10 protein-coding genes are annotated in these 14351 nt (G+C 69.7%); 6 read left to right on the top strand and 4 right to left on the bottom strand.

Features of this window, described 5'->3' with window-relative positions:
- The 3 genes from pstA to ACFFJC_RS00175 all read right to left on the bottom strand — a co-directional run bounded on the left by pstA (position 1) and on the right by ACFFJC_RS00175 (position 3424).
- On the bottom strand, positions 1-888 hold the full coding sequence (pstA, locus tag ACFFJC_RS00185; RefSeq protein WP_379485554.1) for a phosphate ABC transporter permease PstA: 888 nt from the start codon (positions 886-888) through the stop codon (positions 1-3).
- Positions 881-2254, bottom strand: coding sequence for a phosphate ABC transporter permease subunit PstC (gene pstC, locus ACFFJC_RS00180; RefSeq protein WP_379485553.1), 1374 nt, complete (start codon positions 2252-2254; stop codon positions 881-883). Before pstC ends, pstA begins: the two co-directional genes overlap by 8 nt.
- 123 nt (positions 2255-2377) lie before the next feature.
- On the bottom strand, positions 2378-3424 hold the full coding sequence (locus ACFFJC_RS00175; RefSeq protein WP_379485552.1) for a substrate-binding domain-containing protein: 1047 nt from the start codon (positions 3422-3424) through the stop codon (positions 2378-2380).
- A 335-nt stretch (positions 3425-3759) separates the two neighbouring features.
- Between ACFFJC_RS00175 and ACFFJC_RS00170 the strand changes: the two genes are divergently transcribed.
- Positions 3760-5154 (top strand): OprO/OprP family phosphate-selective porin, encoded by a 1395-nt coding sequence (locus tag ACFFJC_RS00170; protein WP_379485551.1) that lies wholly within the window; start codon positions 3760-3762, stop codon positions 5152-5154.
- Positions 5155-5163: 9 nt separating this feature from the next.
- On the opposite strand, the gene ACFFJC_RS00165 is transcribed toward ACFFJC_RS00170, so the two are convergent.
- Positions 5164-6153 (bottom strand): sensor histidine kinase, encoded by a 990-nt coding sequence (locus ACFFJC_RS00165; protein ID WP_379485550.1) that lies wholly within the window; start codon positions 6151-6153, stop codon positions 5164-5166.
- Positions 6154-6497: 344 nt separating this feature from the next.
- Between ACFFJC_RS00165 and zwf the strand changes: the two genes are divergently transcribed.
- The 5 genes from zwf to ACFFJC_RS00140 all read left to right on the top strand — a co-directional run bounded on the left by zwf (position 6498) and on the right by ACFFJC_RS00140 (position 14283).
- Complete coding sequence (gene zwf, locus ACFFJC_RS00160) at positions 6498-7940, top strand: glucose-6-phosphate dehydrogenase (RefSeq protein ID WP_379485549.1); 1443 nt, start codon at positions 6498-6500, stop codon at positions 7938-7940.
- Positions 7941-8055: 115 nt separating this feature from the next.
- Complete coding sequence (gene edd, locus ACFFJC_RS00155) at positions 8056-9870, top strand: phosphogluconate dehydratase (RefSeq protein ID WP_379485548.1); 1815 nt, start codon at positions 8056-8058, stop codon at positions 9868-9870.
- A complete protein-coding gene (gene glk / locus ACFFJC_RS00150; protein ID WP_379485547.1) occupies positions 9867-10850 on the top strand; it encodes a glucokinase in 984 nt (327 codons plus the stop codon). Before edd ends, glk begins: the two co-directional genes overlap by 4 nt.
- Positions 10850-11488, top strand: coding sequence for a bifunctional 4-hydroxy-2-oxoglutarate aldolase/2-dehydro-3-deoxy-phosphogluconate aldolase (gene eda / locus ACFFJC_RS00145; protein ID WP_379485546.1), 639 nt, complete (start codon positions 10850-10852; stop codon positions 11486-11488). Before glk ends, eda begins: the two co-directional genes overlap by 1 nt.
- Positions 11485-14283 carry a phosphoenolpyruvate carboxylase gene (locus ACFFJC_RS00140; RefSeq protein ID WP_379485545.1) on the top strand — a complete coding sequence of 933 codons (2799 nt, stop codon included), beginning with the start codon at positions 11485-11487 and terminating at the stop codon, positions 14281-14283. Before eda ends, ACFFJC_RS00140 begins: the two co-directional genes overlap by 4 nt.
- The last annotated feature ends 68 nt before the right edge of the window (positions 14284-14351 follow it).

Raw genomic sequence — 14351 nt, 5'->3', positions numbered from 1 at the left:
CTACCAGCGGACTTCGAACTTGTTTCGAAGATAGATGGCCAGGCCATTCATCGCGAGCAGGAAGAGCAGCAGCACGATGATGGCGGCGGATGTGTTCTGGACGAAGGCCTTGTCGATCTCGTCGGACCACAGGAAGATCTGCATCGGCAGCACGCTGGACGGAGCGGTCAGGCCATCCGGCGGAGTGACGACGAAGGCGCGCATGCCGATCATCAGCAGCGGCGCCGTCTCGCCCAGCGCGCGGGCCATGCCGATGATGGTGCCCGTAAGGATGCCCGGCAGCGCGAGCGGCAGGACGTGGTGGAACGTGGTCTGCACCTTGCTCGCGCCGAGGCCGTAGGCCGCCTCGCGGATCGAGGGGGGCACCGCCTTGATGGCGTTGCGGCCGGAGATGACGATGACCGGCATCGTCATCAGCGCCAGCGTCAGGCCGCCCACCAGCGGGGAGGACCGCGGCATGTTGAAGGTGTTGATGAACACCGCCAGGCCCAGCAGGCCGAAGATGATCGAGGGCACCGCAGCGAGATTGTTGATCGACACCTCCACCCACTCGATCCAGCGCGCCCGGGGGGCGAACTCCTCGAGGTAGATCGCGGCGAGCACGCCCATCGGGAAGCTCAGCAGCAGCGTCACCAGCATGGTCAGCAGCGAACCCTTGGCCGCGCCCCACACGCCCGCGGCGCTGGCGTCGGTCGAGTCCGAGCCGGAGAGGAAGGCCCAGTCCAGCCCGCCCAGCCCGTTCTTGAGCATGATGACCAGCAGCAGCGCCAGGAACCCCAGGCTGAGGACGATGGCACCCAGGCCGAGCACCTTGAAGCGACGCTCGGAAGCGTGGCGCCGCGCGAGGCGCTTGGCCGCCGCGGGCGAATTCCAGTCGGACTTACTCATAGGCTTCGCGGAACCGCTTCACGACGCGCAGGGCGACGATGTTGAGGATGAGAGTGACGACGAAGAGCACCAGGCCCAGCGCGAAGGCCGACAGCGTCTTGGGGCTGTTGAACTCCTGGTCGCCGGTCAGCATCTGCACGATCTGGTAGGTCACCGTCGTCATCGAGGCGAACGGATTGGCCGAGAGATTGGCGGCGGCACCCGCGGCCATGACGACGATCATGGTCTCGCCGATGGCGCGGCTGATCGCCAGCATCACGCCCGCGACGATGCCCGGCAGCGCGGCCGGCAGCAGCACCTTCTTGATCGTCTCCGAGCGGGTGGCGCCCAGCGCCAGCGATCCGTCGCTCATCGCGCGCGGCACCGCGGCCAGCGCGTCGTCGGCCATCGAGGACACGAACGGGATGATCATCACGCCCATCACCAGGCCGGCAGCCAGAGCGCTCTCGGTGGAGGGATTATCCATGCCGACCGAGGCGGCGAAGTCGCGGATGATCGGCGCCACCGTCAGCGCGGCGAAGTAGCCGTAGACGACGGTGGGAATGCCGGCGAGGATCTCCAGCAGCGGCTTGACCCACTTGCGCACGTCGCGGCTGGCGTACTGCGTCAGGTAGATCGCGCTCATCAGACCGAGCGGGATGGCGACCACCATGGCGATGATCGCACCGATGTAGATCGTGCCCCAGAACAGCGGCACCGCGCCGAAGTTGTCCGAGATGTTCTCGCCCGCCGTGCTCGCGGGGGACCAGTGGGTGCCCGTCAGGAAGGCGATCGGCGAGACGTCCTTGAAGAACAGCCCGGCCTCGAACAGCAGCGAGGCGACGATGCCGAAGGTGGTGAGGATCGCCAGCAGCGAGGCTGCCAGCAGCACCGCCAGCACCACCCGCTCCACCACGGTGCGGGCGCGGAACTCAGCGCGTACGCGGGTGAAGGCGAAGGCGCCGCCGGCGAAGGCGACGATCAGCACGATCGCGGCGCCGATCAGCCCGTAGCGGAACTGTGCGGCGCGCATCGGCTCGACCAGCGCCTGCGCCTCCGGGTTGAAGGCGGAGGCGGAGGGATCGGCTGCAAGGTTGCGGGCTTCGGCCAGGATCGAGCCGAGCAGGAACGGGTCCTGCGGCAGCGAGGCGGCGGCGGGGCTGGCGAAGACGGAGCCTTCGACGAGCCCCGGCATGATCGCCTGCCACGCGCCCCAGGCCGCCAGCGCCGGGATCAGGATCCACAGCGCGACGTGCCAGCCATGATAGGCCGGCATCGAGTGCATCGACCCGCGGCCCTTGTAGAGCAGCCGCGCGCGCCCGCGCGCGGCGAACCAGCCGACCAGGCCGAGGCCGAGCACGGCCAGGAGAACGCCTATGAGAATCATGACTGGCCGCCCGGCCCTTTCTTCACGCTACGCTTCCCGCCGGCGCGCCCCGGACCGCGCTGCCACGCGCCCATGCGCGGGCGCAGTGCGGTGGATGGCCGGAGGGAAGCACCAAGCTTGCGCTTACTTCAGGTCCGCGCCGTTCAACGGGGTCATCTTCGAGGCGACGTCCGCGCTCCTGGTGCGCACGTCCTCCGGCGCGATGACCATGCCCTTCTTCTGCAGCAGGCCGTCCGGCGCCCAGGACTTCGTCCATTCCGCCACGTAGCCCTGCAGGCTCTTGATCGGGCCCGCGTGCTGCTTCTTCACGTAGATGTAGAGCGGGCGCGCGCCAGGGTAGCTGTAGTCCGAGATGGTCGCGTACGTCGGTTCGATGCCGGACATCGCGATGCCCTTGAGGCTGTCCGGGTTCTCTTCCAGGAACGAGTACCCGAAGACGCCGATGGCCTTAGGGTTCTGCGAGATCTTCTGGACGATCAGGTTGTCGTTCTCGCCCGCATCGACGTAGGGGCCATCCTCGCGAATGTTGTGGCAGGTGGCCTCGTACTTGTCCTTGTCGCTGTCCTTGAGCGCCGCGGTGGCGGCGTCGGTCTTGCAGCCGGCCTCCAGGATCAGCTCCTTGAGCGCGTCGCGCGTTCCCGAGGTCGAGGGCGGGCCGTAGACCAGGATCGGTTCGGCCGGGAGCGAGGGATTGACGTCCTTCCAGGTCTTGGCGGTGTTCGGCTTGCCGAAGGGCTTGGCGGCCAGCGCCTTGTAGACGTCCACCGGGGTCAGCTTGAAGCCGGGACCCTGCTTCGATTCGGCGAAGGCGATCCCGTCGATGCCGACCTGGATCTCGACGATGTCCTTGACGCCGTTCTTCTGGCACTCGTCGAACTCGGACTTCTTCATCCGGCGCGAGGCGTTCTCGATGTCGGGGTGCTGCGCGCCGACGCCGGCGCAGAACAGCTTCATGCCCGCGCCCGTGCCGGTCGCCTCGATCACCGGCGACTTGACGCCGCTGGCCTTGGCATAGGCTTCCGCCACGGCGGTCGCGAAGGGATAGACGGTCGAGGAGCCCACGGCGCGGACGAAGTCCCGCGAACCCTGGGACGAGCCACCGGACCCGCCGCAGGCACCGAGAGCCAGCACGGACCCCGCGGCGAAGATCATGATCTTGGTCGAACGCATTGGATACCCCCTTGGGCTTCTACTGTGGAGCGCCCCTATTGGGCTTCAATGACACTTCCATGACGAAAGCATGACATACTCCCGCCGACGCGCGGAAAACGCCGATGATCGATCCTGCCGACCACGCTGGCTGTGCCTCTCCCGGCGACCTGTCGAGATCGCTGCAGCGTTGACGAGGGTCTAGGATGCGCATCAGACGATGGCAAGCACCGGGCGGAGGCAGCCACCGCCTCGCCTGTCTCCGAAGTGTCATTTATTCGTCACGTTCAGGTCATAGAGGCCGCTGCGCCAGACGGGACCACCCGATGAATTCCTCATGCAGGAGAGCGATGCCCATGCGAACTCCCGTTGCGGCTGCAGCCGCGGCCCTTGCCGTCGCTGCCCCGCTGCCCGCCTTCGCGCAGGCCATCGACGCCTCCGAAGCGGCGGCGCTGCGCTCGCAGATCCGGGAACTGCGCGAGCGGCTGGAAGCACTGGAGAGCCGGCTCGCGGCGCAGGCGCCCGGCACGGCGGCGCCGGAATCGCCGGCGCCGGACGCGGCGACGGCGCCGATCCCTGCCCTCGCCTCGGTCCAAGCGCCGGCCCCTGCCCCAGCACCCGCCGCGACGCCGTCCCCTGCGGGCGGGAAGGCGTTCAAGATGAAGGGCCGCATCCAGGCCGATGCCGGCATCGTCTCGGCGCCCTCCAGTCTCGAAGACCAGGGCCTCGGCTTCTCCAGCGAGATGCGCCGCATCCGCCTCGGCGCCGAAGGCGAGCTGTCGCCCCAGTTCTCCTACAAGCTGGAGGTCGAGCTCTCGGACAACGCCGTCGACCTCGTCGACACCTTCCTCACTTTCGAGCAGGGCCGCTGGCAGGTCCGGGTGGGCAACCAGAACGCCTTCTGGTCGCTCGACGAGCTGACCGGCGACACGTCGGGCAGCGTCATGGAGCGCGCCGCCTTCACCGACGCCTTCGCCTTCGAGCGGCGCCTAGGCCTCGGCGTCCAGTACACCCGCGGTCCGCTGATCGCGCAACTCGGCGTGTTCACCGACGACATCACCGCCTTGGCCAACAGCAGCGACGGCACCAGCGGCGGGGACGAGAACAACAGCTACTCGGTCGACGGGCGCCTGGTCCTGAACCCCAGGCTGGGAGCGGTCCAGCTCCACCTCGGCGGCTCGGCGCACTGGCGCCGGCTGGGCCGCCTCGCCGACGCGAGCATCCGCTATCGCCAGCGTCCCTTCCTCCACACCACCAACACGCGCCTGATCGGCACCCCTGCGCTCAAGGTCGAGCACGAGACGATGTACGGCCTCGAGCTGGCCGCCATCGCCGGCCGCTGGCACGGCGCCGGGGAGTACTACGCCCTGACCGCCGACCGCGTCGGAGCCTCTCCACTCACGTTCCGCGGCGCCTATGCGGAGCTCGGCTACTTCCTCACCCGGGGCGACAGCCGCGGCTACAAGGGCGGGATCTTCACCAACAATGCGCCGGCCCGCCCGCTGGGAGAGGGAGGCCCCGGCTCGATCCAGGTGAACCTGCGCTACGACTGGCTCGACCTCAACGATCGCGACGTCCGCGGCGGCACCCAGGACGCCTACATCGCGGGCCTGATCTGGACGCCGATCCGCAACTTGCGCTTCCACCTCGACTACGCGCTGCTGCGCTACACCGGCGCCACGGCGCTGCCCTCCGGAGACGACAGCTACGACGCCAACGTGATCGGCACCCGCTTCGAACTGGACTTCTGACGCGCGGGCTCAGTCCACGGTCCGCAGCGGCAGCATGAGCGAGGCGGTGGTGCCGACGCCCTGCCGGCTCTCGATGTCGAAGCGACCGCGATGGCGCTCGACGATGTGCTTGACGATCGAGAGGCCCAGCCCCGTCCCGCCTGCCGCGCGGCTGCGGCTGGTGTCGGCGCGGTAGAAGCGCTCGGTCACGCGCGGCAGATGCTCGGGCGGGATGCCCTCGCCCTCGTCGCGCACGGTCACCAGCACCCAACCCGTGCTCGCCGCCTCGACGGAGACCTCGACGAGCCCCTCGGGCCGGCCGTACTTGCGCGCATTGTCGATCAGGTTGCGCAGCACCTGCGAGAGCTGGCCGCGATCGCCCGCGATCACCGCGCTCGTGCAGTTGGCGCGCACGGAGACCGGCGCGCCGCCGCGGAACTCGCCGGCCACCTCATGCGCCAGTGCCACCATGTCGACGCTCTCCGAAGGTGCCTCGTGCTTCACCGCCTCGATCCGCGAGAGCGACATGAGGTCCGAGATCAGCGCCTGCATGCGCTGCGCCTCGTGGCGGATAGTGCCGAGGAAGCGGTTGCGCACGGCCTCGTCGCCGCCCGCCTTGGGGTTCAGCAGCGTCTCGCAGTAGCCGATCACGTTGGCCAGCGGCGTGCGCAGCTCGTGGCTGGCGTTGGCGACGAAGTCCGCGTGCGACTTGGCGACGCTCACCCGCTCCGACAGGTCGTAGAGGCTGACGATCCGCTCCTGCGGGCCGACCACGCGGCAATCGACCTCCCACACCGAGCCGCCGGTCGACAGCCCCTTGACCCGCGCCGCGCCGCCGTCCTCGCTGAGGATCGCCGCCACCGCCCGCGGATCGCGAATGGCGATGCGCACGTCCTGCCCGACGATGTGCGCGCCCAGCAGCGCCTTGGCGGCAGTGTTGGCGAAGCGGACCAGCCCCCGCGAGACCATCATCGCCGGCGTCTGGAGATGTTCAAGGAGGTGGGCGCCCTCGGTGTTCATGCGCAGTCTGTTCCTTCGTCCGGCCTTGTCGCCCGCAGTCGTATCCCGTCGCCGTCCGTGCCCCGGTGCGCCGCGTGATTCAGCGCCGGTGGCATGCGCGCATGACAGTACCGTTGCAACATTCTCTATCCCCCGAGGGGCAGAATGACGTTTCCGTGTCGGGCAGGGCTCCCGCGACTTGGGAAAAGCTGCCGACCTGCGCCGAGCGACCTAGCCTTGGCTCCCCACATTTGTTATGCGGCCCGCGCCTGACGCGGCGTCCGCAAGCCGGACACGCCCTCCGCGCCCGGCTCCGTCCGTCACGGTCGCGAGGAGGAGCGCGGCCGTCCGCTGGAAAGGTACCCGTGACGCAATTCACTTCCGATCGCCTGCTCCTCTTCGGCGCCACAGGTGATCTCTCCCGCAGGATGCTGCTCCCTTCGCTGTGCGCGCTCGACGCGGAGGGCCTTCTGGACCCGCGCATCGAGATCGTCGGCACCGCGCGCTCCGACCTCGACGACGCCGCCTTCCGCAACTTCGCGCGCGAATCCCTGGAGCAGTTCCTTCCCGCCGGTCGCCGCGGCGGCATGGCGACGTTCCTCAACCGCCTGCGCTACCAGCCGCTCGACGCCACCAACGTCGACAGCTTCCAGGCCCTGGCAGACAAGGTGGGCACGCCGGAGGAAGGCCTGTCGATCTTCCTCTCCACCGCGCCCAGCCTGTTCGAACCGACCATCCACGGGCTGGAAAAGAGCGGCCTGTCCGGCCCCCGCGTCCGCATCGGCCTGGAGAAGCCGCTGGGCGTCGATCTCGCGTCCAGCAAGGTCATCAACGACGCGGTGGCGAACGCCTTTCCCGAGGAGCGTATCTACCGGATCGACCATTATCTCGGGAAGGAGACGGTGCAGAACCTCTTGGCTCTGCGCTTCGCCAACCTGATGTTCGAGCCGCTGTGGAACGCGGCGCACATCGACCATGTCCAGATCACCGTGGCCGAGACCGTGGGCCTGGAATCGCGGGTCGCCTACTACGACGATTCCGGCGCCCTGCGCGACATGGTGCAGAACCACATGCTCCAGCTCCTGGCCCTGGTCGCGATGGAACCGCCCGTCTCGTACGACGCGACCAGCGTGCGCAACGAGAAGGTCAAGGTCCTCCACTCCCTGCGCAAGGTGAACGTCGACCAGACGGTCGTCGGCCAGTACCGCGCCGGCGCGATCGACGGGCAGGCGGTGCCGGGGTACGACGAGGAGCTCGGCAAGGCTTCCGACACCGAGACCTTCGTCGCGATCAAGGCCTTCATCGACAACTGGCGCTGGCAGGGCGTGCCCTTCTACCTGCGCACCGGCAAGCGCCTGCCCCGGCGGACGACGGAGATCGTGGTGCAGTTCCGCGACGTGCCGCACGCGATCTTCCATGGCCGCGGCGCGAAGACGGTGCCCAACCGCCTGGTGATCGGCATCCAGCCCGAAGAGAACATCACGCTCTCGCTCATGGCCAAGGTGCCGGGCCTGGACCGCGACGGCTACGGCCTGCGCTCGGTGCCGCTCGCGATCACCACCCCCGACGCCTTCGCCGACCGCCAGCGCCGGATCGCCTACGAGCGCCTGCTGCTCGACCTCATCGAAGGCGACCAGACGCTGTTCGTCCGCCGCGACGAGGTGGAGGCGCAGTGGCAATGGATCGATGCGATCCGTGCGGGCTGGGAGGAACAGCAGCGCGAGCCCAGGACTTACACCGCAGGAAGCTGGGGCCCGTCCGCCGCCATCGCGCTCGCCGAGCGCGACGGCGTCACGTGGCACGAATGAGCCCGCAAGGGCTTGCGCTTTCAAGTGACCGGGCCCCCGGCCCATCGGCAAGGCCGCACCGGCAAGGGGTGCGGCGGCGCGTCAGGGGCCGCGAGGCAGGACCAGGAGTAGACCCATGAGCAACCTCAACCCGGTGGTCGAGCGCGTGACCCAGCGCATCGTCGAGCGCTCCCGCCCCACGCGCCAGCGCTACCTCGACATGGTGGCGCGCGAAGCCGACCGCCATTCGGACCGCAGCTTCCTGTCCTGCTCCAACCTGGCCCACGGCTTCGCCGCCTCGGGCGAGGACAAGCCGGCGATCGCCTCGGGCCGGGCGATCAACCTGGGGATCGTCACCGCCTACAACGACATGCTCAGCGCCCACCAGCCCTATGGCCGCTATCCCGAGCAGATGAAGCTGTTCTCCCGCGAAGTGGGCGCGACCGCGCAAGTCGCGGGCGGCGTGCCGGCGATGTGCGATGGGGTGACGCAGGGCTTCGACGGCATGGAGCTCTCGCTCTTCAGCCGCGACATCATCGCCCTCTCGACGGCGGTGGCGCTCAGCCACGCGATGTTCGACGGCATGGCGATGCTGGGCATCTGCGACAAGATCGTGCCCGGCCTGTTCATCGGCGCCATGCGCTTCGGCCATCTTCCCGCGGTGTTCGTTCCGGCCGGGCCGATGCCGACGGGCATCTCCAACAAGGAGAAGCAGAAGGTCCGCCAGCTCTACGCCGAAGGCAAGGTCGGCCGCGAGGAGCTGCTCGCGAGCGAGAGCGCCAGCTATCACGCGCCCGGGACCTGCACCTTCTACGGCACCGCCAACTCCAACCAGATGATGATGGAGATGATGGGCCTGCACGTGCCCAACGCTGCCTTCGTCACGCCCAATACCCCGCTGCGCCAGGCGCTCACCCGCGCCGCCACGCACCGGCTGGCGGCGATCACCCGCAAGGGCGAGGACTATCGCCCGATGGCGCAGGTGGTGAACGAGAAGGCGATCGTGAACGCCATCGCCGGCCTGCTCGCCACCGGCGGGTCGACCAACCACGCGATTCATCTTCCCGCCATGGCGCGCGCGGGTGGAATCCTGATCGACTGGGAGGACTTCGACGAGCTCTCCTCGGTGGTGCCGCTCATCACCCGCGTCTATCCCAACGGCTCGGGCGACGTGAACCACTTCCACGCCGCCGGCGGCATGGCCTGGGTGGTGCGCGAACTGCTGGGCGCGGGGCTCGCCCACGCCGACATCCCGACCATCGCCGAAGGCGGAATGGCGGCCTACGAGCAGGCGCCGGTGCTGATGGGGGAGGCCCTCGCCTGGACCGCGGCCCCGGCCGAGAGCGGCGACGATGCCATGCTCCGCCCCGTCGCCAACCCCTTCCTGCCCGACGGCGGCATGCGGCTGGTCCAGGGCAACCTCGGCCGCGGCACCTTCAAGACCAGCGCGGTCGACAAGGAGCGCTGGACCATCGAAGCGCCGTGCCGGGTGTTCGACACCCAGGAAGGCGTCGCGCAGGCGTTCAAGGCCGGCGAGCTCGACCGGGACGTGGTGGTGGTCGTCCGCTTCCAGGGCCCGCGCGCCAACGGCATGCCCGAACTCCACAAGCTGACCCCGCCGCTGGGCGTGCTGCAGGACCGCGGGCACAAGGTGGCGCTTGTCACCGACGGGCGCATGTCGGGCGCCTCGGGCAAGGTGCCGGCGGCGATCCACGTCACGCCCGAGGCGCTGGCCGACGGCCCGCTCGCCTACTTGCGTGACGGCGACGTCGTGCGCCTCTCCGCCGACGACGGCACGATCTCCACCACCGCCGACCTCGCCGGGCGTGATCCGGCGCCCGCTCCGGCGCCGGCCTTCGGCATGGGCCGGGAGCTCTTCGCGATGTTCCGCGCCAATGCCGGCGGCGCCGAACAGGGCGGCTCCTCGATGCTGGAGCTGGCAGGACTGTGAGCGCCACCGAACTCGTCGCCGTCGACATCGGCGGCACCCATGCCCGCTTCGCGCTCGCCAGCATCGCCGACGACGGCACCATCACGCTGGGCGAGCCGGCGACGCTGCACACCCGGGACCACGGCAGCTTCCAGCTCGCCTGGCAGGCCTTTCGCGAGATGAACGGCGGCACCCTGCCCCAGGCGGTCGCCTTCGCCGTCGCCGGCCCGGTGGGCGGGGAGGTCATCAAGTTCACCAACAACCCCTGGATCATCCGCCCGGCGCTGATCGCGGAGAAGCTCGGGGCCACGCGCCACACCATCGTCAACGACTTCGCCGCGGTGGCCCATGCCGTGGCGCGGGCGGACGAGAGCCAATTCCTCCACCTGACGGGCCCGCGCGAGGTGCCGCTCCCGCGGTCGGGGACGATCAGCGTGCTCGGGCCCGGGACGGGCCTGGGCGTCGCGCACCTGTGGCGCGACGGGCGCGGCGGCTATCACGTGCAGGCGACCGAGGGCGGGCACATCGACTACGCCCCGCTCGACCTGATCGAGGACGCCATCCTCGCCCGCCTGCGCAAGCGCCACAACCGCGTCTCGGTGGAGCGGGTCGTCTCCGGCCCCGCGATCGTCGACATCTACGCCACGCTGGCGGCCATGGAGCACCGGCCGGTCTACGAGAGGACCGACGTGGAGATCTGGACCGCCGGCATCTCGGGCGAGGACAGCCTCGCCGCGGCGGCGGTCGACCGCTTCTGCCTGGCCCTGGGGGCCGCGGCAGGCGACTATGCCCTGGCCCACGGAGCCGGCGGCGTCGTCATCGCGGGGGGCCTGGGCTACCGCATCCGCGACACCATCTGCTCGTCCGGGTTCGCCGAAAGGTTCACCGCCAAGGGCCGTTTCGCCGGGCTCATGGCCAGCCTTCCCGTCAAGCTCATCATCCATCCGCAGCCGGGCCTGTTCGGCGCGGCGGCAGCCTTCGCAAGGGAGCACCTGCAGTAATGACCACCAACACCTCTGGCGCATCCGAAGCCGTCGAAAAGGTCATGCGTCTCGCCCCGGTGATCCCGGTGCTGGTGATCGAGGACATCGAGCATGCCCTGCCGATCGCCGAGGCGCTCGTCGCCGGCGGCCTGCCCGCGCTCGAAGTCACGCTGCGCACCGAATGCGCGATTGAGGCGATCAAGGTGATGAAGCAGGTCCCCGGCGCCGTCGTGGGTGCCGGCACCGTCCTCACCCCCGACGACCTGTCCCGCGCGATCGACGCGGGGGCCGAGTTCATCGTCTCGCCGGGCCTGACCCCCATGCTGGCGGAAGCGGCGTTCAAGTCGAAGATCCCGTTCCTGCCCGGCACCGCCAACGCCAGCGACGTGATGTTCGCGCTGGAATGCGGGTTCGACCGGCTCAAGTTCTTCCCCGCCATGGCCGCCGGCGGCCCCCCTGCGCTGAAGGCGATCTCGGCCCCGCTCTACAAGGCGAAGTTCTGCCCGACCGGCGGCGTCACCCCGCAGAACGCGCCCGAGTGGCTCGCGCTCGACGCGGTGCTCTGCGTCGGCGGCAGCTGGATGGTGCCCAAGGGCAAGCCGGACGTCGCGAAGATCGAGGCCGAGGCCCGCGCCGCCGCCGGGCTCGCCCGATGACCGGCACAGGGCTGCGCACCGTCGACCAGCTCGACGCCCGTCTGCAGGAGCTGCACAAGCTCACGGCGATGACGCCGATGTTCAATCCCGTGTTCCAGCTCGGCCTCGAGCTGTCGCGGGAGCTGGAGAACGGCGGCATGTCGCTGGACGACATCGAGGCCCTGGTGGCGGAGATGGACTGCGAGGGCCTGCGCGCCCGCGCCGCCCGGCTCGACCGCATCCTCCAGACCGTTCCCGTCGCGCAGAACGAGCGCCTGCTGGACGAGCTCGCCACCGGCACCGCCTCGGACGACGACTTCACCGCCTTCGCGGTGCGCTGGCAGCGCCCGGCGGCGCACGTCGTGTTCACCGCGCACCCGACCTTCCTGCTGACCGCCGCGCAGAGCGAAGCGGTCACCACCTCCGCCTCCAACGGCGACTTCAGCCAGGCCTCGGTCTGCGTCGCCTCGCCCGAGCGCGACGCCATCACGCTCGACTACGAGCACGACGCGGCGATGGCCGCCATGGCCCGCGGCCAGGCGGCCCGCGACCGGATCAACGCGCGCCTGTTCGATGTCGCCGCCGCCCGCTGGCCCAAGCGCTGGAAGAGCCTCGCGCCCATGCCGGTGCGCTTCGCCCACTGGGTCGGCTACGACATGGACGGGCGCACCGACATCTCGTGGGCGACCTCGATCCGCTACCGCCTGGAGGAGAAGGCCCAGCGCCTCGCCAGCTACGCCGCGAGCCTGGAAGGCGCGGCGCCCGAGATCGCCGCGCAGATGGCCCGCGCACAGGCTCACACCACCGCAGTGGCGAGCGCCTTCAGGCAGGATCTCACCGATCCCGAAGCGCTCTCCGCCGCCGCCAACGGCCTCACCGCCGACCATCCCGACAAGCTGACCAGCCTCGAGCCGGTGATCGCGCGCCTGGAGGAGGAAGCCCGCCACGCCGACCAGGAGCAGGCCCGCGCCCTCCTCGTCACAGCCGCCGCCATGCGCGCCGATGGCCTCGGCATGGGCTGGATCCACTTCCGCGTGAACGCCTCGCAGCTCCAGAACGCGATCCGCCGCCGCATCGACCCCGACGGCAAGCTCAGCCTCGCCAGCCAGGCGGCGCTGGTGCGCATGCGCGAGCTGCTCGCCGAAGTGAAGCCGCTGCGCTCCAACTTCGCGGCGCTGGCGATCGAGAACTCGACCGCGGTGCGCCAGTTCCTCGCCATGGCGCAGATCCTCGGCCACGTCGACGCCGACGCCCCGATCCGCATGCTGGTGGCCGAGTGCGAGGAACCCACCACGGTGCTCGCCGCGCTCTACTTCGCGCGTATGTTCGGGATCGACGAGAAGGTCGACGTCTCGCCTTTGTTCGAGACCGAGAACGCGCTGGAGCACGGCGGCCACTTCCTCGACGCGGTGCTCGCCGAGCCGGCCTATCGCGACTACGCCCGCAAGCGCGGCCGCGTCTCGATCCAGACCGGTTTCTCCGACGCCGGCCGCTTCGTCGGCCAGGTGCCCGCCGCGCTCGCCATCGAGCGCCTGCAGGGCCGGCTGGCAGAGGCCATGGCCGCCAACGGCCTGTCCGACGTCGCCGCGCTGGTGTTCAACACCGGCGGCGAATCGATGGGCCGCGGCTGCCACCCTTCCAGCATCGACGACCGCTTCGACTGGCAGATGTCGCCCTGGGCCCGCCGCCGGTTCCTGCGCGCAGGGATCCGGCTGGAGCCCGAGGTCAGCTTCCAGGGCGGCGACGGCTACCTCTGGTTCGGCTCGGACGCGCTGGCCTTCGCCACGCTCACGCGCATGGCCGAGCGGCCTTTGTGGAACGCCGACGTCAACGCCCCGACCGACCTGTTCTATCGCCGCACCGACCTCAGCCTCGACTTCTACCGCGCGATCCGCGCCGTGCAGCACGATCACCTGGAATCGGCGACCTACAGCCGGGCGATCACCGCATTCGGACTCGGCCTGCTCAACGACACCGGCAGCCGCAAGGCGCGCCGCCAGTCGGACCTGGCCTCCGACCGCACGATGAACCTGCGCCAGATCCGTGCCATCCCGCACAACGCCATCCTGCAGCAGCTCGGCTATCCGGTGAACGTGATCGCCGGCATCGGCACCGCCGCGGACGGCAACCGCGAGGAGATCGCCGCCCTCCTGCGCGAAAGCGCGCGCGGGCGCCAGATCATCCGCCTCGCCCGTGCCGCCAACGCGCTCGCCTCGATCAAGACGGTCTCGGCCTACGGCGAGCTGTTCAACTCGGCCTACTGGGCGAGCCGCCCCTATCGCGGCGACGAGCAGCACATCGCCGACGCCTGCCTCAAGCTGGCCGAGTACCTGACCAAGGACGACCGCACCGGCGTCTACCGCCGCCTCGCCTCGCGCCTCAGGGTCGATGCGCTCAAGCTCTACCGACTGCTCGACCTGATCCCTGACGAGGCGCCCCTGCCCGACCGCGAGCACACGCGCCGGTCGCTGGGCGTGCTGCAGGCCCTGCGCATCGCCTTGTTCCAGCACATGTTCCTGCGCGCGGTCATGGTCCCGCCGTTCAGCCGCGCCAACGACATCAGCCGCGACGACGTGCTGGAGATGTTCTTCACCCTGCGCGTCGACGACGGCCTCGCGCAACTGCGCCGCGCCTTCCCGGTCCACTTCCCTTCGATCAGCGACTTCGCGGTGGACGAGCCGAGCGACTACCCCGATTCGAGCGCGACCGGCTATGCGCAGATCCACAAGGACTACATCGACCCGATCGCCCGGTCCTACGCGCTGAGCCTCAGGATCACGACGGCGCTGGCGAACGAGTTCGGCGCGCACGGCTGAGGCTTTGGCCCCTCCACCACCGACTGCGTCGGCGGTCCCCTCCCCATTCCTGCGGAACGGGGAGGATT

This window comes from Novosphingobium soli (genome assembly GCF_042432915.1).
GTDB lineage: Bacteria > Pseudomonadota > Alphaproteobacteria > Sphingomonadales > Sphingomonadaceae > Novosphingobium > Novosphingobium soli.
The sequence above is the reverse complement of the archived record's forward strand: the minus strand, read 5'-3'. Positions and strand labels throughout refer to the sequence as shown.

Excerpts from the sequence above, each read along its gene's own strand:
- ACFFJC_RS00170 (WP_379485551.1), top strand. The coding sequence starts at position 3,760 with ATGCGAACTCCCGTTGCGGCTGCAGCCGCGGCCCTTGCCGTCGCTGCC.
- ACFFJC_RS00175 (WP_379485552.1), bottom strand. The coding sequence starts at position 3,424 with ATGCGTTCGACCAAGATCATGATCTTCGCCGCGGGGTCCGTGCTGGCT.
- pstC (WP_379485553.1), bottom strand. The coding sequence starts at position 2,254 with ATGATTCTCATAGGCGTTCTCCTGGCCGTGCTCGGCCTCGGCCTGGTC.
- edd (WP_379485548.1), top strand. The coding sequence starts at position 8,056 with ATGAGCAACCTCAACCCGGTGGTCGAGCGCGTGACCCAGCGCATCGTC.
- ACFFJC_RS00165 (WP_379485550.1), bottom strand. The coding sequence starts at position 6,153 with ATGAACACCGAGGGCGCCCACCTCCTTGAACATCTCCAGACGCCGGCG.
- eda (WP_379485546.1), top strand. The coding sequence starts at position 10,850 with ATGACCACCAACACCTCTGGCGCATCCGAAGCCGTCGAAAAGGTCATG.
- ACFFJC_RS00140 (WP_379485545.1), top strand. The coding sequence starts at position 11,485 with ATGACCGGCACAGGGCTGCGCACCGTCGACCAGCTCGACGCCCGTCTG.
- pstA (WP_379485554.1), bottom strand. The coding sequence starts at position 888 with ATGAGTAAGTCCGACTGGAATTCGCCCGCGGCGGCCAAGCGCCTCGCG.